The following is a 20,526-nucleotide window of genomic DNA, read 5'->3' on the forward strand; positions in this document are numbered from 1 at the left end:
CCATGACGCAACCCACACAATCCGAGGCCCTCGGAGCCCTGCGCGTCCAGATCGATTCGCTCGACCAGCAGTTGCTGTCGCTGCTCAACCAGCGTGCGCGGGTGGCCGAGCAGGTGGGCGAGATCAAGCGCGCCGAAGGCTCGCCCTTCTTCCGCCCGGATCGCGTCGCCCAGGTCATCGAGAAAATCCAGGCGGCCAACCAGGGGCCGTTGCTCAACCAGCACGTGGCGTCCATCTGGCGCGAAATCATGTCGGCCTGTCTGGCGCTGGAAGCGCCGCAGCGGGTCGCCGTGCTCGGGCCGCAGGGAACGTTCTGCGAGCAGGCGGCGATCGAGTTTTTCGGTGGCGCCGCCAACCTGATCTACTGCGCCAACTTCGACGAGGTGTTCCACGCCACGGCGGCGGGCACCGCCCAGTACGGCGTGGTGGGCATGGAAAACTCCACCGAAGGGGTGGTGGCCCGTTCGCTGGACCTGTTCCTGCGCTCGCCGGTGCATGTCGTGGGCGAGGTCAGCCTGCTGGTGCGGCACAACCTGCTGCGCCAGGTGAACGACCTCAAAGGCATCGAGGTCGTCATGGCGCACCCGCAGGCGCTCGCGCAATGCCAGAACTGGCTGAGCCAGCACCTGCCCCATGCCGAACGCCGCGCCGTGGACAGCAACGCCGAAGGCGCCCGCCTGGCCGCCACCAACCCGGCCTGGGCCGGGCTGGCCAGCGAACGGGCCGCCGCGCAGTTCGGTCTGCACATCGTGGCCCATGCGATCCAGGACGAGGCCTACAACCGCACGCGTTTCGCGGTGATCTGCCTGCCGCAGACACTGGCCATGCCGCCCGCCACCGGCAAGGATTGCACCAGCCTCGTGGTGTCGGTGCCCAACCGGCCGGGCGCGGTGCACGACCTGCTGGTGCCGCTGAAGAACAACGGCGTGTCCATGACGCGCTTCGAGTCGCGTCCGGCCAAATCCGGGCAGTGGGAGTATTACTTCTACATCGACATCGCGGGCCACCCCTCGCAGCCGCACGTGGCGGCCGCCCTCGAGGAGCTGAAGGGGCTGTGCGCGTTCTACAAGGTGCTGGGTGCGTACCCGGTCAGCGAATGAATGAGCGCACTCCTTCACATACCTTCTTTATCCCCTTTGGGGCTGCCCGGCGGGGTTCTTGATGTTTGAACAACTGGGACTGATCGGTTGCGGCCTGATGGGTGGCTCATTCGCACTCGCGCTCAAGAAGGCGGGGCTGGTCAAGCGCGTGGTGGGCTACAGCAAGTCGCCTTCCACCACCGAACGGGCACGTCAAATGGGCGTGATCGATGTGGAAGCGCCCTCGGCCCTGCTGGCGGTCAGCGGCGCGGACCTGGTGTTGCTGGCGGTGCCGGTGTCGGCCACCGAAACGACCTTCAAGGCCATTCGCCACCTGGTGGGCCCTGACACGCTCATCATGGACGTGGGTTCGACCAAGCGCGAGGTGATCGACGCCGCGCGCCGCGTGCTGCGTGACCAGGTCGGCGTGTTCGTGCCCGCCCACCCGATCACAGGCAAGGAACTCGCCGGCGTGGAGAACGCCGATGCGGATCTGTACACCGGACGCCAGGTGATTCTGACGCCCATTGAGCGCACACAGACCGCCCAGCTGAACAAGGCTCACGCGGTCTGGACGGCGCTGGGCTGCCATGTCAAACAGATGACGCCCGAGGCCCACGACGCCGCCTATGCGGCCGTGAGTCACCTGCCGCACATGATTGCGTTTGCCTTGATGAACGCCGTCACCGGGCAGCCGCAAGGCGAAGAGTTCCTTTCGCTGGCCGGCCCTGGCTTTCGCGACTTCACCCGCATCGCGGCGAGTGATCCGAGCATCTGGCGCGACATCCTCATGTCCAACCGCGAAGAGCTCATCGCCCAGTCCCGGCACTTCCAGCGTGCCCTGCATGCCTTTGAAACCGCGATCGCCGCGGACAACCCGGATGCACTGGAGTCGCTGATTGACCGCGCCAGCACTTCACGCGCCCACTGGCGCATGAGCGCCATCAAACCCCGCAGTTGAGCCCATCGTTTCCGCCGGCGCTCGCGCACCGCAAGCCCTCCGCATGTACTCCATCGACCATCTCGACATTCCGCCATTGAAGAGCGCGGGCGGCGCCGTCCGCCTGCCAGGTTCCAAGAGCATCTCCAACCGGGTTTTGCTGCTGGCGGCACTGAGCGTGGGCCACACCGACATCACCGATCTGCTCGATTCGGACGACACACGCGTGATGCTGGCGGCCCTCGCGCAGTTGGGCTGTCGCATCGAACCCCAGGACGACGGCGCGTTGCGGGTGCACGGTCTGGGTGGGGCGCTACCCGTGAAGACCGCGCAGCTGTTCCTGGGCAACGCCGGCACCGCCATGCGCCCGCTCACCGCGGCCCTGGCGCTGCTGGCCAGTCAGCACGGTGGCGCGTTCGAGCTCAGTGGCATCGCCCGCATGCACGAGCGGCCGATCGGCGACCTGGTGGACGCCCTGCGGCAGCTGGGTTGCCCGGTGGACTGCCTCGGTCAGGAAGGTTATCCGCCCCTGCGGCTGGGCAATGGTCAGCCGCAGGCGTTGAACCTCGATGCGCCCATCCGCGTGCGCGGCGATGTGTCCAGCCAGTTTCTCACCGCCCTGCTGCTGGCCCTGCCTCTGGTGGCCCGGAAGGATATCCACATCGACGTGGTCGGCGAACTGATTTCCCGGCCCTACATCGAAATCACGCTCAACCTGCTGGAAAGGTTCGGCGTCCAGGTCCAGCGAGATGGCTGGTCGCGCTTCACCATTCCGGCGGGCAGCCGCTACACCTCGCCCGGGCGCATTCCCGTCGAAGGCGACGCTTCATCGGCCAGCTATTTCATCGCGCTGGGTGCGCTGGCACCCGCGACACCTGGCAGGGACGGCATCACCATCGAAGGCGTGGGCCTGGCCTCCATCCAGGGCGACATCCGCTTCGTGGAGGCCGCCCGCCTGATGGGCGCGCAGATCACCGGCGAGGCCAACCGGCTGCACATCCGGCGTGGGTTGTGGCCACTCAAGGCCATCGAGCTGGACTGCAACCACATCCCGGACGCGGCGATGACGCTGGCCGTGATGGCGCTCTACGCCGACGGCACCACCACCCTGCGCAACATCGCCAGTTGGCGCGTGAAAGAAACCGATCGCATCGTCGCCATGGCCACCGAATGCCGCAAGCTCGGCGCCACTGTGGAAGAAGGCGCGGACTTCATCCGCATCACACCACCGGCCACCCCGGCGCACTGGCGGGCCGCCTCCATCCACACCTACGACGACCACCGTGTCGCCATGTGCTTTTCGCTCGCGGCGTTCAACCCGGCAAGCCTGCCGGTGCGCATCGAAGACCCGAAATGCGTGGCCAAGACCTTCCCGGACTACTTCGAGGCCCTGTTCGACGTGTGCCAGGCAGACGCCGCCCGCATCCCGGTGATCTGCATCGACGGCCCCACCGCCTCCGGCAAGGGCACCCTGGCGGCCGAGGTCGCGCAACGGCTGGGCTACCACCTGCTGGATTCCGGCGCCCTGTACCGGCTGGTGGGCCTTGCGGCCGGCAAGGCCGGCTTGTCCACCGCCGAAGACGATCTGCGCCAGCCCGAGCAGGCCCAGCGCCTGGGCACATTGGCGTCGGGGCTGCAGGTGCGCTTTGACGGCCCGCGCATCTGGCTCGATGGCGTGGACGTGAGCGATGCGCTGCGCAGCGAAGTGGCTGGCATGGCGGCCTCGCGCGTGTCGGCCGTGCCCGAGGTGCGCGCCGCCCTGCTGACCCTGCAGCACGGTTTTCGCCGCCTGCCCGGGCTGGTGGCCGATGGGCGTGACATGGGCACCGTGATCTTTCCGGACGCGCCGCTCAAGGTGTACCTCACCGCAAGCGCCGAGCAGCGCGCCCAACGGCGATATAAGCAGTTGATTTCAAAGGGAATTGCTGCTAACATCACCAGTCTTTTGGCAGACTTGGAAAAGCGCGACCACCGGGATTCGTCCCGGGCACACGCCCCACTCAAGCCGGCCGAAGATGCCTTGCAACTGGACAACTCCGGGCTGGACGTCGAGCAATCGGTGCAGCAGGTGTTGAACTGGTGGCAGGGCAAAACGGTGTTCTCGGGCAACTGAGTCCACCACCTTGATGGCCCAGACGGCACGGCCGGGTGTTCACAGCCCGCAGGCCCGATGGTTCTTTCACTTAACCCCGCGGTGCCACGCACCGCAACGTCAACGCCGCCCATCCGTCGATCTCCGTGCGAACCGCCTTGTGGTGGATCCGCGCCCGACTGTTTGAGCGGTTTTAGGAAATTCAATGTCTGAATCTTTTGCCGCCCTGTTCGAAGAGTCCCTGAAACGTGCCGAAATGCGCTCGGGCGAAGTCATCACCGCTGAAGTCGTTCGCATCGAACACAGCCACGTGGTGGTCAACGCCGGACTGAAATCGGAAGCCTACGTTCCGCTGGCCGAATTCAAGAACGATCAGGGCGAACTCGAAGTCCAGGTCGGCGACTTCGTGTCGGTCGCCATCGACTCCGTGGAAAACGGCTTCGGCGACACCCTGCTGTCGCGCGACAAGGCCAAGCGCCTGGCTTCGTGGATGTCGCTGGAAAAAGCGCTCGAGTCTGGTGAATTCGTCACCGGCACGACCTCCAGCAAGGTCAAGGGTGGCCTCAAGGTCATGGTCAACGGCATCAGCGCCTTCCTGCCGGGTTCGCTGGTCGACAGCCGTCCGACCAAGGACCTCACCCCCTACGAAAACAAGACCCTGGAATTCAAGGTCATCAAGCTGGACCGCAAGCGCAACAACGTGGTGCTGAGCCGCCGCGCCGTGGTGGAAGCCTCCATGGGCGAAGAGCGCGCCAAGCTGATGGACACCCTCAAGGAAGGCGCCATCGTGCACGGCGTGGTCAAGAACATCACCGAATACGGTGCGTTCGTGGACCTGGGCGGCATTGACGGCCTGCTGCACATCACCGACATGGCGTGGCGCCGTGTCCGTCACCCGAGCGAAGTGGTGACGGCTGGCCAGGAAATCACCGCCAAGATCCTGAAGTTCGACACCGAGAAGCACCGCGTTTCCCTGGGTCTGAAGCAGATGGGCGACGACCCGTGGATGGGCGTTTCGCGCCGCTACCCGCAAAGCACCCGCATGTTCGGCAAGATCACCAACATCGCCGACTACGGCGCGTTCGTTGAACTGGAACCCGGCATCGAAGGCCTGGTGCACGTCTCCGAGATGGACTGGACCAACAAGAACGTGGCCCCGTCCAAGCTGGTGTCGCTGGGTGATGAGGTCGAAGTCATGGTGCTCGACATCGACGAAGACAAGCGCCGCATCTCCCTGGGCATGAAGCAGTGCCGCGCCAACCCGTGGCACGAGTTCGCCGAGCAGACCAAGCGCGGCGACCGCGTCAAGGGCCCGATCAAGTCGATCACCGACTTCGGCGTGTTCGTGGGTCTGGCCGCCGGTATCGACGGCCTGGTGCACCTGTCCGACCTGTCCTGGAACGAAACCGGCGAAGCCGCCGTGCGCAACTTCAAGAAGGGCCAGGAAGTCGAAGCCATCGTGCTGGCCATCGACGTGGAGCGCGAGCGCATCTCCCTGGGCATCAAGCAGCTCGACGGCGACCCGTTCACCACCTTCGTGTCGGTCAACGACAAGGGCTCCATCGTGACCGGCAAGGTCAAGACCGTGGACGCCAAGGGTGCCGAGATCGATCTGGGCGAAGACGTGCTGGGTTACCTGCGCGCCAGCGAAATCAGCCGTGACCGCGTGGAAGATGCGCGCAACGTGCTGAAAGAAGGCGACGAAGTGACCGCCGTGGTGGTCAACATCGACCGCAAGACGCGCAACATCCAGCTGTCCATCAAGGCCAAGGATGCCGCCGACCAGCAGGAAGCCATGGCCTCCCTGAGCCAGCAGTCTTCCCGCGAGAACGCCGGTACCACCAGCCTGGGTGCCCTGCTGCGCGCCAAGCTCGACAACAACAACTGAGCCGACTGAACCTGGGCGGGTGCGCGAGCATCCGCCCAGTGCAGCCCAACAGCACGACCGAGTTTTTTCCCAGACATGACCCGCAGCGACCTCGTTGAAGCTCTGGCCGGCCGTTTTGGCCAGCTCACCCACCGCGATGCCGAATTCGCCGTCAAGGCCATCCTCGACGCGATGGGCGATGCGCTGGTCAAAGGGCACCGGATCGAGATCCGCGGCTTTGGCAGCTTCTCCGTCAACCGCCGTTCCCCCCGGGTCGGGCGCAACCCGCGCTCGGGCGAGAGCGTGATGATTCCGGAAAAACGCGTCCCCCATTTCAAGCCGGGCAAGGCCCTGCGCGAACAGGTGGACACCAGGACCGCCGAGATCCTGGCGCGTGCACCGAACAAGCCGGTCTGACCAGGGGCCCCGCTCGCTACAATCGTCCCACCACAGAGGGGATGATTTGAAATACCTGATGTGGCTGCTCAACGCAGCCATTTTTTTTGCTTTGTTCGCCTTCGCGCTGAACAACCAGGAGCCGGTCACCCTGCACCTGTTTTTCGGGGTGCAATGGCAGGCGCCGCTCGTGCTGGTGATCCTGGTCGCGCTGATTCTCGGGGTGTTCCTCGGGGTGGCCGTCATGCTGCCCTTGTGGCTGCGGGCCAGAAAGGCCCATCGCCCGCTTTCAGCCTCGTCGCCGCGGGCCGGCACGGCTTTTGACGCCGACTCAACCCTCATTCCCGACCCCCACGACCCCCGGCATGGACTTTGATCTCACCTGGCTGCTTTGGGGCCTGCCGCTGGCATTCGCGCTTGGATGGGGTGCATCCCGTCTCGACCTGCGCCAATGGCGCATGGAAAGCCGGCAGGCACCCAAGGCCTATTTCCGCGGCCTGAACTACCTGCTCAACGAACAGCAGGACCAGGCCATCGACGCCTTCATCGAGGCGGTGCAGGGCGACCCCGACACCGCCGAACTGCACTTCGCGCTGGGCAATCTGTTTCGCCGCCGGGGCGACTACGACCGCGCCGTGCGGGTGCATGAGCACCTGCTGGCCCGCGCCGACCTCAGCCGCAAGGACCGCGATCGCGCCCAGCACGCGCTGGCGCTGGATTTCCTCAAGGCGGGCCTGCTCGACCGCGCCGAAGCGGCCTTGCACAAGCTCGAAGGGTCGGCGTTTGAAGGCGAGGCCCTGCTGGCCCTGCTCGCCATCTACGAGCGCTCGCGCGACTGGCCACAGGCCAAACGCATCGCGCAGCGCCTGGATGACGCCGAACAGGGCAGCTTCACCACCCGGCTCGCCCACTACCTCTGCGAAGAAGCCGAGCAGGCACAACGCGATGGCAACACCACACAGGCCCTGCAGCTGCTGGGCGAAGCGGTGGCCCACGCACCCCAGCTTGCACGTGGCTGGATGGCGCTCTCCAGCCTGAAGGCCCAGGGCGGCCACGCTGCGGCCGCTTTCGACGCCTTGCGCATGCTGTGCCAGCACGCACCACAGACCCTGCCGCTGGCGGCCCACGCGCTGGCCGAGCTGGCGGTGCAGACGGGCCGACAGGCAGAGGCGCTGACCCTGCTGCAGTCGTTCAACAGCCGCGCGCCCTCCATCGATGTGACCGAAGCCATGGTCAGCCTGAGCGGCGGCCCTGAGGAGGCGCGTTCACGCTATCTCGACCACCTGGGCCGCGAAGCCTCGCTGGTGATGGCCACGCAATGGCTGGCCGGGGAGAAGCTGTCCGACGACGTGGCCCAGGCCCGCGTACAGGCGGCGCTGGAACAGGCGAGTGCGCCGCTCAAGCGCTACCGCTGTGCGGCCTGCGGCTTTGAAGCACGTCAGCACTTCTGGCAATGCCCGGGCTGCCAGGCCTGGGACAGCTACCCGGCCCGGCGCGTCGAAGAGCTTTGACGCCCCCCGCGCCGCGCCTGCGGCGCGTCACCCCCACTGGGGGGCAACGCTAGCGGCCCGGCGGAGCCGGTTCCGCGGCGCTCTGGGTTGAAGGCACGCTCGTCAAAGCGTCCCGAACCCGCCCCCGCCCGGCGTGTGGATCTCGAAGATGTCGCCGGGCTTCATCTCGGCCTGGCCGATGTGGGCCAGCGCCTCGATGCGGCCGTCGCTGCGCACCACACGGTTGATACCCAGGGCGCCCGGCATGCCGCCGGCCATGCCGAAGGCCGGGTGGATGCGCCCGTTGGACAGGATGCTGGCCGTCATGTCCTCCAGGAAGCGCACCCGGCGCACGCCGCCATCGCCCCCGCGCCAGCGCCCGGCGCCACCCGAGTCCTCGCGAATGGCGTAACTCTCCAGCCGCACGGGGAAACGGAACTCCAGCACCTCGGGATCGGTCAGGCGCGAGTTGGTCATGTGGGTCTGGACCACGCTGGTGCCATCGAACCCCTCCCCGGCTCCGCTGCCGCCCGAGATCGTCTCGTAGTACTGGTGCGCGGCGTTGCCGAAGGTGAAGTTGTTCATGGTGCACTGGCTCGCCGCCATCACGCCCAGGGCGCCATAGAGCGCGTTGGTGATACAGCTCGACGTCTCCACATTGCCCGCCACCACCGAGGCCGGCGGATTCGGGTTGAGCATGGAGCCGGCGGGGATGATGACCTTGAGTGGCTTGAGGCAACCCGCGTTGAGCGGGATGTCGTCGTCCACCAGCGTGCGGAACACGTAGAGCACGGCCGCCATGCACACCGCCGTGGGGGCGTTGAAGTTGTTGGGCTGCTGCGCCGAGGTGCCGCTGAAGTCGATCTCGGCGCTGCGCTGCGCGACGTTCACCCGCACCGCCACCTGGATCCGCGCGCCATTGTCCAGGGGCAACGTGAACTCACCATCTTTCAGGCGCGTGATCACGCGGCGCACCGACTCTTCGGCGTTGTCCTGCACATGGCCCATGTAGGCCTGCACCACGTCCAGGCCGAACTGCTCGACCATCTTGCGCAGTTCCTGCACCCCCTTCTCGTTGGCCGCGATCTGCGCCTTGAGGTCGGCCATGTTCTGCTGCGGGTTGCGCGACGGGAATTCCCCGCTCTGTAGCAGCGTCACCATCTCGACCTCGCGCAACACGCCCCGGTCGACCAGCTTGAAGTTGTTGATCTGCACGCCCTCTTCCTCGATGCGGGTGGAGAACGGCGGCATGGAGCCGGGCGTAGTGCCGCCGATGTCGGCGTGGTGCCCCCGGCTGCCCACGTAGAACAGCGGCCTGTCGTGGGCCGCGCCACCCAGGTACACCGGGGTGATCACGGTCACGTCGGGCAGATGGGTGCCGCCGTGGTAGGGATCGTTGAGCGCGTACACGTCGCCGGGCAGCATCTTCCCCGCGTTCTCGCGGATCACGGTCTTGATGCTCTCGCCCATGCTGCCCAGGTGCACCGGCATGTGCGGCGCGTTGGCGATCAGGTTGCCTTCGGCGTCGAACAGGGCGCAGGAGAAGTCCAGCCGCTCCTTGATGTTGACCGAATGGGCGGTGTTCTGCAGCTGCAGGCCCATCTGCTCGGCGATGTTCATGAAGAGGTTGTTGAACACCTCCAGCAGCACCGGGTCCACCGTGGTGCCCACCGCGAAGCGGGTCACGCGTGGGATGCGCCGGTCCAGCACCAGGTGGTCACGTGCCGTCAGCACGGCTTCCCAGCCCGGCTCCACCACCGTGGTGGCGTTCTGCTCGGCGATGATGGCGGGCCCGGGGATCACGTCGCCCGGACGCAGGTCTTCGCGCACCACCAGGGCCGCGTCGAACCACTGGCCACCCGAATACATGCGCACCGTGTCCCGCCGCGGCACTTCGCGCGGCTCGTGGGTCTGCAGGCGGGGCTCGTTCGGCGCGTCGCCCGCCACCACCGCCTCGACCGACACAGCCTCCACCACCAGGCATTTGCCCTGCATCAGGAAGGCAAAGCGCTGGCGGTAGGCGGTTTCGAAACCAGCCTGGATCGCCGCCATGTCGCCGTAGGGCACCACCAGGGCCGCGTCGCTGCCGGCGTAGCGCACATGCACCCGGTGGTGCACCGTGACCTCGCCCGTATTGACCTGCTGGCGCCGCAGCTCGGCCTGCGCCGCGTCACCGAGCGCGTCCAGCCGCTCGGCGATCAGGGGCAGCGAGCCCGGCTCCAGCGGCAGTTCCACCGCCTGCTCGCGGATCACGCTCTGGTCGGCCAGGCCCATGCCGTAGGCGCTGAGCACGCCCGCGAGCGGGTGCACGAACACGCGCGTCATGCCCAGCGCGTCGGCCACCAGGCACGCGTGTTGGCCGCCCGCGCCGCCAAAACACTGCAGCGTGTAGCGCGTGACGTCGTAGCCCCGCGCCACCGAAATCTTCTTGATGGCGTTGGCCATCTGCTGCACCGCGATGTTGATGAAGCCCTCGGCCACGTCCTCGGCGCTGCGTCCGGTCTGCGCGGCCAGTTCCCCGAACTTCGCGCGCACCGCTTCCACGCTCAAGGCCTCGTTGGCCGCCGGCCCGAACACGCGGGGAAAGTAGAGCGGCTGGATCTTGCCGGTCATCACGTTGGCATCGGTCACCGCCAGCGGGCCCCCGCGCCGGTAGCTGGCCGGGCCGGGGTTGGCCCCCGCGCTCTCGGGGCCCACGCGAAAGCGCGAACCGTCGAACGACAGCACGGAGCCGCCGCCGGCCGCCACGGTGTGGATGCTCATCATGGGCGCACGCATGCGCACGCCGGCCACCTGTGTCTCGAACTCGCGCTCGAACTCGCCCGCGTAGTGCGAGACATCGGTCGAGGTGCCGCCCATGTCGAAGCCGATCACCTTGACGGCACCACCCGCCGCCGGGCCGTCCGCGAACGCCAGCGCCGCGGTGCGCGCCATGCCCACGATGCCCCCGGCCGGGCCGGAGAGGATGGCGTCCTTGCCCTGGAAGGCGTGGGCATCGGTCAGGCCGCCCGACGACTGCATGAAGAACAGCTTCACGCCGGGCATCTCGCCGGCCACCTGCTCCACGTAGCGGCGCAGGATGGGCGAAAGGTAGGCGTCGACCACCGTGGTGTCGCCCCGGCTCACGAACTTCATCATCGGACTGGTCTCGTGGGACGTGCTCACCTGCGTGAAACCCACTTCGCGCGCGATGCGGCTGGCAGCGGCCTCGTGTTCGGTGTAGCGGTAGCCGTGCATGAACACGATGGCCACGCTGCGCAGACCCCGGCCGTAGGCCGCGAGCAGATCGCCGCGCAAAGGCGCCTCGTGCAGAGGCGTCACCACGCCGCCATGGGCGTCGATGCGCTCATGGGTCTCGATCACCTCGCTGTACAAGAGTTCGGGCAAGACGATGTGGCGGTCGAACAGGCGTGGGCGGTTCTGGTAGGCGATGCGCAGGGCGTCGCGAAAACCCGCGGTCGTCACCAGCAGCGTGGGTTCTCCCTTGCGTTCCAGCAGCGCGTTGGTGGCCACCGTGGTGCCCATCTTCACGCACTCGACCTGCTCGGGCGTGATCGGTTGGCCCGGCTTCAGGCCCAGCAGATGGCGGATGCCCGCCACCGCCGCGTCCTTGTACTGTTCGGGGTTTTCGCTCAGCAGCTTGTGGGTGGCCAATGTTCCATCGGGTCGTTTGGCCACGATGTCGGTGAAGGTGCCGCCACGGTCGATCCAGAACTGCCAGCGCGGGGGGGGAAGGGTGTCTTGCATGGTGTTTGAGCTGTGGTTGTAAACGAATACTGCCTTGTCCGCACGGGTCGGACAAAACGTCGGGATCGGAGTTGGGTGGGGTACAGCGGTGGTGGCGGTGGGCGTGATGCGGGCAGCTAACGCTGCATGTAGTACGGCACGAAGATGTGGTTGGCCTCGTTCCCGACCGAGCGCACCCACTCGCGCGAGAAGCGCTCGCCCAGGCGCTTGAGCTCGGCCTCAAAACCGGCCGAAATGCGCTCCACCTGCATGCCCTGGGCCTTGAGCGTCTGGGTGGAGGTGGCGGCCACCGCCTGGCTCATGGCCCAACCACGCTGCTCGGCCGCGCCAGCGGCCTTCAGCACGGCCTGCTGGACCGCGGGCGGCAGCGCATCCAGCGCCTGCCGATTGACGAACACGATGTTCTTCGGGAACCAGGCGTTGATCTCGTGATAGTGCCGGATCTGACCCCAGACCTGGTTCTCCACACCGGTCACGGCCGAGGTGATCATGCTGTCGAGCCGGCCGGCGGCCAGCGCCGTGTTGACCTCCACCATCGGCACGTCCACCGGCGTCGCGCCCAGCATCTCGGCAATGCGCACGGTGGCCTGGTTGTAGGTGCGCATGCGCGTGCCCCTGAAATCGGCCGCCGAGCGCACCGGCGTGACCGTGTACAGGCCCTGCGGCGGCCAGGGCACGGCGTACAGCGCCTTCAGACCCCGCGCGGCGAAATGTTTGTCGATCAAGGGGCGCTGCAGATCCCACAGGCGCTTCGCATCGGCGTAGCTGCCCACCACGAAGGGGATGGCGTCGGCGCCGGCGATCGGCATGTCCTCCACCAGGCTGCTCATGATGGTCTCGCCCGCCTGCACCTGACCGGTCTGCACCGCCCGGTGGATCTCGCCCAGCTTGACCAGTGTGTTGTTCGGGCGCACCTCGATGCGCAGCGCACCGGCCGTGGCCTGCTCCACTTCCTGTGCGAACTGCTCGATGTTCTGCGTGTGAAAGGACTCGGCGCGGTAGCCGGTGGCCAGTTGCCAGCGCGTCTGGGCGTGCGCCACCGTGGCCGCGCACAGGGCGGCGATCAAAAGCGGTTTCATGGCGGTCTCCTGGGTCGGGTCGGCGGTCGATCCGCGCCTCAACCCTGCATCTGGCGCGGCAGCCACAGCACCACGTCGGGCACGAAGTAGGTGAGCAGAACCGCCACCAGCATCAAGGCGAACAGGGGCAACGCGGTGCGGGCGATCCAGGTGACGTCGCGCTTGGTCAGGCCCTGCAGCACGAACAGATTGAAACCCACGGGCGGCGTGATCTGCGCCATCTCCACCACCAGCACGATGAAGATGCCGAACCAGATCAGGTCGAAGCCTGCGGCCTCGACCGTGGGCAGCAGCACCGCGATGGTCAGCACCACCATGGAAATGCCGTCGAGAAAGCAGCCCAGCACGATGAAGAACACGACCAGCAGCAGCATCAGCGCGAACGGCGACAGGTGCAGCGCGCCGATGAACTCGGCCAGGTGGCGCGGCAGGCCGATGAAGCCCATGGCCAGCGTGAGAAAGGCAGCTCCGGCGAGGATCAGGCCGATCATGCAGTAGACCCGGCAGGCCGCCATCAGCCCGTCCTTGAAGCGCCCCCAGTCCAGCGAGCCCTCCAGCCTGGCCAGCAGCAGCGCACCCCCCACGCCCAGCGCGGCCGCCTCGGTGGCGGTGGCGATGCCGCTGTAGATACCGCCCAGCACCAGCGCGATCAGCGACACCACCGGGATCAGGTGGCGCGAGGCGTGGATCTTCTGGCCAAAGCTCATGGCCGCGTCCGCCGCCGGCACCTTGTCCTTGTTGAGCAGCGCCCAGACGATGATGTAGCCCATGAACAGTGCGGCCAGCATCAACCCAGGGATCACACCGGCCAGGAACAGCTTGGCGATCGACACGTTGGCCGCCACACCATAGACGATCATGATGATGGACGGCGGGATCAGCAGGCCCAGCGTGCCGGCCCCCGCCAGCGTGCCGACGGCGATGTCGTCGGGGTAACCGCGCTTCTGCAGCTCGGGCAAGGTGATCTTGCCGATGGTGGCGCAGGTGGCGGCGCTGGAGCCGGAGATGGCGGCGAAGATGGTGCAGCCCACCACGTTGGTGTGCAACAGCCGGCCCGGCAGGCGGTCCAGCCAGGGCGCCAGGCCCTTGAACATGTCGTCCGAGAGCTTGCTGCGAAACAGGATCTCGCCCATCCACAGGAACAGCGGCAGCGCGGTCAGCGTCCAACTGGAGGTCGAGCCCCAGATGGTCAGCACCATGCTGTCGCCCACCGGGCGCGAGGTGAACAGCTCCATGCCGACCAGCGCCACCGCGAGCAGCGACAGACCGATCCACAGGCCCGAGCCCAGCACCGCGAACAGCATCACGATCAGGGCCAATGCAATAACGACGTCCATGGGGTTGTGTCTCTTGTTCTATTCAACGTGGGCGGCTTCGCTCGAAGCCGCGATGAAGTTGCCACCGCGCCAGCGCTCGACCAGCGCATGGGCAAACGACAGCGCAAACCCGATGCAGCCCAGCGCCATGCTGATCTGCGGGATCCACAGCGGGGAGGCGTCGGCGGCGGGCGATACGTCGTGCGAGACGTAGGACACCCACACCATCCACACGGCGTACCACGCGATGAAGGCGGACAGACCGGTGGCCGCGACCAGGCACCACCACTCGAGCGCAGAACGCAGCCGGGCCGGCACCCGGTCGAGCAACAGCGTCACGCGGATGTGGTCGCCGTGCTTGAGCGTGCCCGGCAGCGCCAGGAACAGGGCCGCAGCGATCGCGTAGCCGGCGTAAGCGTCGAGCCCGGGGATGTCCCAGTGCACCTCGCGGGCCACCACGCCCAGCAGCACGGCGCCAAAGGCCGCCACCATGGACAGACCCGACAGGGCCATCAGCAGCTTGTAAAAAAGGAAGACGAGTCTGGACACCGCACGCTCCTGGTTCGGCTGGACAACAACAAAGGGAAGGACGCGGTGGGGAGGAAGCCCGGATGCCCCGGGGCGCCCCACCGCGCGGAGAGAAACTCAGCGGCCGCGGTAGGCCTGGATCACAGTCTGGCCTTCGGCGCCAGCGGTCTTGAGCCATTCGGCGGTCATGGTCTCGCCGATGGCGGCCAGTTCCTTCTTCACGCTCTCGGAGGGTGCGGCGATGGTCATGCCCTTGGCACCGAGCTCCTTGATGAACTCGCCATCGAGCCGCTCGCTGGTGATCCAGCCGCGCTGCTCGGCCGCGGCCGCGGCCTTGAGCACGGCGTCCTGCGTGGGCTTGTCCAGCGCATCGAAGGCCTTCTGGCTCACCACGGTGGCGTTGCGCGGCAGCCAGGCACTGACCGGGTAGAAATACTTCACCTGCTCGTGCAGCTTGCTCTCGACCCCGCTGGCGCTGGAGGTCAGGAAGGTCTGCACGCCGCCGGTGGCCAGCGCCTGCGGCAACTCGGCCAGCTGGATCGTCACCGGCTGCGCCTTGAGCAACTGCGCAATGCGCGTGGTGGCCGGGTTGTAGGCACGCATCTTGGTGCCTGCCAGATCGGCCGGTGCGTTGACCGGCTTGATGGAATACAGCGACTGGCCCGGCCACGGCACCGAGAACAGCAGCTTCATGCCCTGCGAGGCCAGCAGCTTGTCCTGCACCGGCCTGGCGGCCTCGTACAGGCGTTTGGCCGCGGGGTAGCTGGTGGCGAGGAAGGGAATGGAGTCCGCGCCGAACAGCGGGTTCTCGTTGGCCGCGCCCGAGAGGATGAACTCGGCCACCGGCACCTGGCCGGTCTGCACCGCGCGCTTGATCTCGTTGGCCTTGTAGAGCGAGCCGCCCGGGTGCAGCGTGATCTTGAGCTTGCCACCGGTGAGCTGGTCCACCTCGTTGGCGAACTGCTGCACGTTCTGGGTCTGGAAGCTGTTGGCCCCATAACCGGTGGGCAGGTCCCACTGGGTCTGGGCCGAGGCGCCGACCGCGAAGGCGGTGGCGCAGAGGCAGAACGCGAATTTTTTCATGGAAGGCTCCTGGTTCAGAAACTGGCTAGCTGGCTGTTGAGAAGATCGGTGATCAGCATCGCGCCGGGGGCGTGGGTGATGCAGAACGCGGGGCGGGCCTGCTGGATCGCGGCCTGTGGCGTCACGCCGCAGGCCCAGAACACCGGCAGTTCATCGGGCATCACCTCCACCGCATCGCCGTAGTCCGGCTTTGACAGGTCGGTGATGCCGATCAGTGATGGATCGCCGATGTGAACCGGCGCGCCATGCACATTGGGGAAGCGCGAGGTGACCTGCACTGCGCGGATCACGGCCGAGGCACGCATCGGCCGCATCGTCACCACCAGCGGGCCACTGAACGGCCCCGCCGCTTCGGTGGGCACATTGGTGCGGAACATCGCCACGTTGCGACCCTGCTCCACGTGGCGCAGCGGCAGGCCGGCTTCCATCAGGGCCTGCTCGAAACTGAAGGAACAGCCGATGACGAAACTCACCAGGTCGTCGCGCCACAGCGGGGTGATGTCCACGGGCTCGTCCACCAGCTCGCCATCGCGCCAGACCCGGTAGCGCGGCACGTCGGTGCGGATGTCGATGTCGGCGCCCAGCCGGGGCAACAGGTGCTGGCCCGGCTCGGAGACCGCCAACAGCGGACAGGGCTTGGGGTTGCGCTGGCAGTAGCGCAGGAAATCGTCGGCCTGCGCCTGCGGCAGGATGACCAGGTTGCCCTGCACATGGTCGTCGGCCAGGCCGCTGGTGTGCCCGGCCCACAGGCCCTGCCGTATCAGGCGGCGCACGTGGCCGGCATCCTGCATGCCCTCGCGGCCGAACACACGCTGCATCTCATCCGAAGCTGATCCCACGTTGTCTCCTGTTTCCGGAACATGTCACTCGAGTGACGATGGGCGGATTGTGGAGCGCGATCGGCGGCGCTTCAAACGAGAAATTTTTCGCTTAGATCATCGTTTTTTTCGATGCTTTGGACTGGTGCGAAAACTGCGAAATGCCCACCACTGGTGCACTGGCGGCCCGTTTTCGGGAGCCGTTCTGCGCGTCGACAAAGGCCAGTGCGGACTTCACCACGGTCTCCACGGCCTGTGTGCTGGGGTCGGTGCGGTAGCTCGCGTGGATGGACAGCGGCTGCAGCGCGCTGTCACAGGCGAGCTGGCGCAGATTGGGGAAGGTCTGCATGCGCTGCACCGCGTGGCGCGGCAGCGTGGCCACGCCGAACCCACCCTGCACCAGTTGCGCCATGGCCGAGATGGACGAGATGGTGTGCACCCGCCGCGGCTCGATCCCTTCCTGGCGGAACAGGTCCAGCAGGGCCACGTGTGGCAGCGAACCCCGCTGAAAGGTGAGGATCTCCAGCTCGCCCAGCTCGGCCAGGGTGTAGCGGCGCTTGCGGTGCAATTGGGCGTTGCCCATGAACACCATGTCCATGGCGGGCAGCGCGCGGCTGCGCACGCCGTCGGCCGAGGCGGGCAAGGCGGCGAACACCAGGTCCTGGGTGCCGCGCTGCACCTGCTCGACCAGGATGGGCGTGGTCTCCACCGTGAGCTCCAGCGCCAGCCCCGGGTGGTCGGCACGCAGCTTCTCGATCCAGGGAATCAGCCAGGAATGCAGCACCGACTCGATGGCACCGATGCGCATGGACACCGCCAGCGCGGCGCCCGACCCCATCTCGGCCTTCGCTTCGCGCTGCAGCTCCAGCAGGCGCTGGGCGTAGGTGAAAAAGCGTGCTCCGGCCGCGGTCAGGCGGAACTGCTTGTCGCGCCGGTCCAGCAGCAACACGCCCAGTTCCTCTTCCAGCGCCGCGATGCGACTGGACATCGCCGACTGCGTGAGAAACAGTTTTTCGGCCGCGCGCGTCACGCTTTTGAGCGACGCCACCCAGTAGAAGGCCTCCACGAAACGGAGGTTCATCGCGGCCTCCGCTGCGCTCGCCGCTGGCGCTGGATGCGGGTCTTCCAGAGGACAAGCGCGTTGCCCCCTGGCCCGGCATTTGCATTTATGCTGTGACGCTTCTTCATCCAACCATTGTCCCGGAGAAAGCATGAAGCATTCACTCATCATGTTCGTGGCCTCCCTGGTCCTGGGCGCCTCCGCCCAGGCACAGACCCGGTGGGACCTGCCCGCCGCCTACCCGGCGACCAACTTCCACTCGGTCAACCTCGCCAGCTTCGCGGCCGACGTGGACAAGGCCACCGCGGGCAAGCTCAAGATCACGGTGCACCCGGGTGCGTCGCTGTTCAAGGCGCCCGAGATCAAGCGCGCCGTGCAGGGCGGGCAGGCCCAGATGGGCGAGATCCTGCTGGCGGCCTACCAGAACGAATGGCAGATGTTCGGTGCCGACGGCCTGCCCTTCCTGGCCACCAGCTACGACGCGTCGATGAAGCTCTACAAGGCGCAGAAGCCGATCCTGGAGAAGAAGCTCGGTGAGCAGGGCCTGATGCTGCTGTATGCCGTGCCATGGCCGCCGCAAGGCATCTACAGCAAGAAGCCGCTGGCCAGCGCTGCCGACCTCAAGGGCAGCAAGTGGCGCGCCTACAGCCCGGCCACCTCGCGCATCGCCGAGCTGGTGGGGGCCCAGCCGGTCACCGTGCAGGCCGCCGAACTCTCGCAGGCGCTGGCCACCGGTGTGGTGGAAACCAACATGACCTCGGGCGCCACCGGCGTGGACAGCAAGCTCTACGAGCACCTGAAGCACTACTACGACGTGCAGGCCTGGCTGCCCAAGAACGCGGTGATCGTGAACAAGCGCGCCTTCGACGCGCTGGACAAACCCGCCCAGCAGGCCGTGCTCCAGGCCGGCGCCGCGGCCGAAGCCCGCGGCTGGGCCGAGTCGAGCAAGGTCAACGCCGACACGCTGGCCGTGCTCAAAGCCAAGGGCATGGCGGTAGAACCGCCTTCGACCACGCTCAAGGCCGACATGCAGAAGGTGGGCGAAACCATGGTCAAGGAGTGGCTGGACAAGGCCGGCCCCGAGGGCCAGGCCATGCTGGACGCGTACAAGAAGTAATCACCCCTGCCGCGCTTCGCGCGACCCCCTCAAGGGGGCGGCACCTGCGGCCCGGCAAAGCCGGTTCCGCGGTGCCTCTGGGTTGCGTTGGCGGGTACTCCGCGAAAGTTTCGAATGCGCAAGACGCTTGATGCCCTCTACCTCGGCGCGGCCTGGCTGGCTGCGCTGTTCATGATCGGCGTGCTGGTCATGGTGTTGCTGTCCATGCTCGGCCGCATGTTCCAGTTCTACATTCCCGGCACCGACGCCTACGCCGGTTACGCCATGGCGGGCGCGGGTTTCCTGGCACTGGCGCACACACTCAAGTGCGGTGAACACATCCGCGTGACGCTGATCATCGGCAAACTCAGGGGCGGTGCACGGCGTGGGCTGGAGCTGTGGTCGCTCTCGGCGGCGGTGCTGCTGTCCGCCCTGCTGGCGGTCTACGCCTGGCGGCTGGCCTGGCAGTCGCACGCGTACCACGACATCTCCACCGCCAGCGATGCCACGCCGCTGTGGATTCCGCAGCTCCTCATGGGCCTGGGCACCACCGTGCTGCTGATCGCTTTCGTTGACGAATGGGTGCTCGAGTTCCAGCGCAAACGCGCGCACGGCGAGGTGGAGACGCGCCATGAATGACGTGCTCGTCACCAGCCTGTTGATCGTCTCGCTGTTTGTCCTGCTGGGCAGCGGTGTCTGGATCGGGCTCACGCTCGCGGGCGTGGCCTGGATCGGCATGGAGCTGTTTTCCTCCCGCCCGGCGGGCGACGCCATGGCCATCACCATCTGGGGTGCGGCCAGCAGCTGGACGCTGACCGCCCTGCCGCTGTTCGTCTGGATGGGCGAAATCCTGTTCCGCACCAAGCTGTCCGAGAGCATGTTCCGTGGCCTGGCGCCCTGGGTGAACGCCCTGCCCGGGCGCCTGCTGCACACCAACATCCTGGGCAGCACCATCTTCGCCGCGGTCTCGGGCTCGTCGGCCGCCACCTGCGCCACCATCGGCAAGATGACCATCCCCGAGCTGACCCAGCGCGGCTACCCGCCCGAGAAGGTGGTGGGCTCGCTGGGCGGCGCCAGCACGCTGGGCCTGCTGATCCCGCCGTCCATCATCATGATCGTCTACGGCGTGGCGGCCGAGGTCTCGATCGCCAAGCTGTTCGTGGCCGGCGTGGTCCCCGGGCTGATGCTGGCCGCGCTGTTCAGCGGCCACCTGATGATCTGGGCGCTGCTCCACCCCGACCAGGTGCCGCGCTCCGAGGGCCGTCTGAGCCTGCGCGAGAAGCTCGGCGAGTCGCGCCACCTGATCCCGGTGGTGCTGCTCATCGGGGGCGTCATCGGCACCATCTACACCGGCATCGCCACCGCCACCGAAGCGGCGGCGGTGGGCGTGGTCGGCGCGCTGCTGCTCTCCGCGGCCCAGGGCTCGTTGACCGCGAAGACCTTCCGCGACTCGCTGCTGGGCGCCACGCGGCTCTACTGCATGATCGCGCTCATCCTGGCCGGGGCGGCCTTCCTCACGCTGGCCATGGGCTACATCGGCCTGCCGCGCCACCTGGCCGAGTTCGTCACCGGGCTGCAGCTCTCGCCCGTGGTGCTGATCGTCGCGCTGGCCCTGTTCTACATGCTGCTGGGCTGCTTTCTGGACGGCATCTCCATGATCGTGTTGACCATGGGCGTGATCCTGCCCACCGTCAGCGCCGCCGGCATCGACCTGATCTGGTTCGGCATCTTCGTGGTGATCGTGGTGGAAATGGCGCAGATCACGCCGCCCGTGGGCTTCAACCTGTTTGTGCTGCAAGGCATGACACAACGCGAAATCACCTGGATCGCCAAGGTCTGCATGCCCTACTTCTTCCTGATGGTGCTGGCGCTGATCCTGCTGTGGTGGTTTCCCGGGCTGGTGACCTGGCTGCCTTCCAGGATGTAGAAGCCCCA

At 66.9% G+C, this 20,526-nt stretch carries 17 protein-coding genes; 10 read left to right on the plus strand and 7 right to left on the minus strand.

What is annotated here, in order from left to right; genetic code table 11:
* Positions 1–2: 2 nt before the first annotated feature.
* From pheA to lapB, 7 genes are all read left to right on the plus strand, one after another.
* Entirely contained in the window at positions 3–1,100 is a 1,098-nt protein-coding gene (gene pheA / locus KIH07_RS20440) for a prephenate dehydratase (RefSeq protein WP_226493712.1), read from the plus strand.
* A gap of 61 nt (positions 1,101–1,161) precedes the next feature.
* Positions 1,162–2,040, plus strand: coding sequence for a prephenate dehydrogenase (locus tag KIH07_RS20445; RefSeq protein WP_226493713.1), 879 nt, complete (start codon positions 1,162–1,164; stop codon positions 2,038–2,040).
* 43 nt (positions 2,041–2,083) lie between these two features.
* A complete protein-coding gene (locus KIH07_RS20450; protein WP_226493714.1) occupies positions 2,084–4,132 on the plus strand; it encodes a bifunctional 3-phosphoshikimate 1-carboxyvinyltransferase/cytidylate kinase in 2,049 nt (682 codons plus the stop codon).
* Between the two features lie 184 nt (positions 4,133–4,316).
* Positions 4,317–5,999: a 30S ribosomal protein S1 gene (gene rpsA / locus KIH07_RS20455; protein WP_226493715.1), complete on the plus strand. Its 1,683-nt coding sequence runs from the start codon at positions 4,317–4,319 to the stop codon at positions 5,997–5,999.
* Between the two features lie 75 nt (positions 6,000–6,074).
* Positions 6,075–6,395, plus strand: a complete 321-nt coding sequence (locus KIH07_RS20460) for an integration host factor subunit beta (RefSeq protein WP_226493716.1) — start codon at positions 6,075–6,077, stop codon at positions 6,393–6,395.
* Positions 6,396–6,441: 46 nt separating this feature from the next.
* The gene (locus tag KIH07_RS20465) at positions 6,442–6,750 is read left to right on the plus strand and encodes a lipopolysaccharide assembly protein LapA domain-containing protein (protein WP_226493717.1); all 309 of its coding nucleotides are present in this window, start codon (positions 6,442–6,444) and stop codon (positions 6,748–6,750) included.
* Positions 6,740–7,885, plus strand: coding sequence for a lipopolysaccharide assembly protein LapB (gene lapB, locus KIH07_RS20470; protein ID WP_226493718.1), 1,146 nt, complete (start codon positions 6,740–6,742; stop codon positions 7,883–7,885). The genes KIH07_RS20465 and lapB overlap by 11 nt, the downstream gene beginning before the upstream one ends.
* A 102-nt stretch (positions 7,886–7,987) precedes the next feature.
* On the opposite strand, the gene KIH07_RS20475 is transcribed toward lapB, so the two are convergent.
* The 7 genes from KIH07_RS20475 to KIH07_RS20505 form a co-directional block, all read right to left on the minus strand.
* Positions 7,988–11,611: a hydantoinase B/oxoprolinase family protein gene (locus tag KIH07_RS20475; RefSeq protein WP_226493719.1), complete on the minus strand. Its 3,624-nt coding sequence runs from the start codon at positions 11,609–11,611 to the stop codon at positions 7,988–7,990.
* Between the two features lie 116 nt (positions 11,612–11,727).
* Positions 11,728–12,690 carry a TRAP transporter substrate-binding protein gene (locus KIH07_RS20480; RefSeq protein WP_226493720.1) on the minus strand — a complete coding sequence of 321 codons (963 nt, stop codon included), beginning with the start codon at positions 12,688–12,690 and terminating at the stop codon, positions 11,728–11,730.
* Positions 12,691–12,728: 38 nt separating this feature from the next.
* Positions 12,729–14,027, minus strand: a complete 1,299-nt coding sequence (locus tag KIH07_RS20485; protein WP_226493721.1) for a TRAP transporter large permease — start codon at positions 14,025–14,027, stop codon at positions 12,729–12,731.
* 18 nt (positions 14,028–14,045) lie between these two features.
* Positions 14,046–14,555, minus strand: coding sequence for a TRAP transporter small permease (locus KIH07_RS20490; protein WP_226493722.1), 510 nt, complete (start codon positions 14,553–14,555; stop codon positions 14,046–14,048).
* A 96-nt stretch (positions 14,556–14,651) separates the two neighbouring features.
* Positions 14,652–15,617: a TRAP transporter substrate-binding protein gene (locus KIH07_RS20495; RefSeq protein ID WP_226493723.1), complete on the minus strand. Its 966-nt coding sequence runs from the start codon at positions 15,615–15,617 to the stop codon at positions 14,652–14,654.
* A gap of 14 nt (positions 15,618–15,631) precedes the next feature.
* Positions 15,632–16,408, minus strand: coding sequence for a putative hydro-lyase (locus KIH07_RS20500; protein ID WP_226494779.1), 777 nt, complete (start codon positions 16,406–16,408; stop codon positions 15,632–15,634).
* A gap of 139 nt (positions 16,409–16,547) precedes the next feature.
* Complete coding sequence (locus KIH07_RS20505) at positions 16,548–17,516, minus strand: LysR family transcriptional regulator (protein ID WP_226493724.1); 969 nt, start codon at positions 17,514–17,516, stop codon at positions 16,548–16,550.
* A gap of 130 nt (positions 17,517–17,646) precedes the next feature.
* Between KIH07_RS20505 and KIH07_RS20510 the strand changes: the two genes are divergently transcribed.
* The 3 genes from KIH07_RS20510 (at position 17,647) to KIH07_RS20520 (ending at position 20,518) form a co-directional block, all read left to right on the plus strand.
* Positions 17,647–18,612 carry a TRAP transporter substrate-binding protein gene (locus tag KIH07_RS20510; protein WP_226493725.1) on the plus strand — a complete coding sequence of 322 codons (966 nt, stop codon included), beginning with the start codon at positions 17,647–17,649 and terminating at the stop codon, positions 18,610–18,612.
* Positions 18,613–18,726: 114 nt separating this feature from the next.
* Entirely contained in the window at positions 18,727–19,230 is a 504-nt protein-coding gene (locus tag KIH07_RS20515; protein ID WP_226493726.1) for a TRAP transporter small permease, read from the plus strand.
* Complete coding sequence (locus KIH07_RS20520) at positions 19,223–20,518, plus strand: TRAP transporter large permease (protein ID WP_226493727.1); 1,296 nt, start codon at positions 19,223–19,225, stop codon at positions 20,516–20,518. Before KIH07_RS20515 ends, KIH07_RS20520 begins: the two co-directional genes overlap by 8 nt.
* Positions 20,519–20,526: the final 8 nt, after the last annotated feature.

The organism is Hydrogenophaga taeniospiralis, assembly GCF_020510445.1.
In the GTDB taxonomy this organism is placed as follows: Bacteria; Pseudomonadota; Gammaproteobacteria; order Burkholderiales; family Burkholderiaceae_C; genus Hydrogenophaga.

Bases quoted from the DNA above. Each gene is read 5' to 3' on its own strand.
- pheA (WP_226493712.1), top strand. From the start codon at position 3: ATGACGCAACCCACACAATCCGAGGCCCTCGGAGCCCTGCGCGTCCAG.
- KIH07_RS20445 (WP_226493713.1), top strand. From the start codon at position 1,162: ATGTTTGAACAACTGGGACTGATCGGTTGCGGCCTGATGGGTGGCTCA.
- KIH07_RS20450 (WP_226493714.1), top strand. From the start codon at position 2,084: ATGTACTCCATCGACCATCTCGACATTCCGCCATTGAAGAGCGCGGGC.
- rpsA (WP_226493715.1), top strand. From the start codon at position 4,317: ATGTCTGAATCTTTTGCCGCCCTGTTCGAAGAGTCCCTGAAACGTGCC.
- KIH07_RS20460 (WP_226493716.1), top strand. From the start codon at position 6,075: ATGACCCGCAGCGACCTCGTTGAAGCTCTGGCCGGCCGTTTTGGCCAG.
- lapB (WP_226493718.1), top strand. From the start codon at position 6,740: ATGGACTTTGATCTCACCTGGCTGCTTTGGGGCCTGCCGCTGGCATTC.
- KIH07_RS20475 (WP_226493719.1), bottom strand. From the start codon at position 11,611: ATGCAAGACACCCTTCCCCCCCCGCGCTGGCAGTTCTGGATCGACCGT.
- KIH07_RS20480 (WP_226493720.1), bottom strand. From the start codon at position 12,690: ATGAAACCGCTTTTGATCGCCGCCCTGTGCGCGGCCACGGTGGCGCAC.
- KIH07_RS20485 (WP_226493721.1), bottom strand. From the start codon at position 14,027: ATGGACGTCGTTATTGCATTGGCCCTGATCGTGATGCTGTTCGCGGTG.
- KIH07_RS20495 (WP_226493723.1), bottom strand. From the start codon at position 15,617: ATGAAAAAATTCGCGTTCTGCCTCTGCGCCACCGCCTTCGCGGTCGGC.
- KIH07_RS20500 (WP_226494779.1), bottom strand. From the start codon at position 16,408: ATGCAGGATGCCGGCCACGTGCGCCGCCTGATACGGCAGGGCCTGTGG.
- KIH07_RS20505 (WP_226493724.1), bottom strand. From the start codon at position 17,516: ATGAACCTCCGTTTCGTGGAGGCCTTCTACTGGGTGGCGTCGCTCAAA.
- KIH07_RS20510 (WP_226493725.1), top strand. From the start codon at position 17,647: ATGAAGCATTCACTCATCATGTTCGTGGCCTCCCTGGTCCTGGGCGCC.
- KIH07_RS20515 (WP_226493726.1), top strand. From the start codon at position 18,727: ATGCGCAAGACGCTTGATGCCCTCTACCTCGGCGCGGCCTGGCTGGCT.
- KIH07_RS20520 (WP_226493727.1), top strand. From the start codon at position 19,223: ATGAATGACGTGCTCGTCACCAGCCTGTTGATCGTCTCGCTGTTTGTC.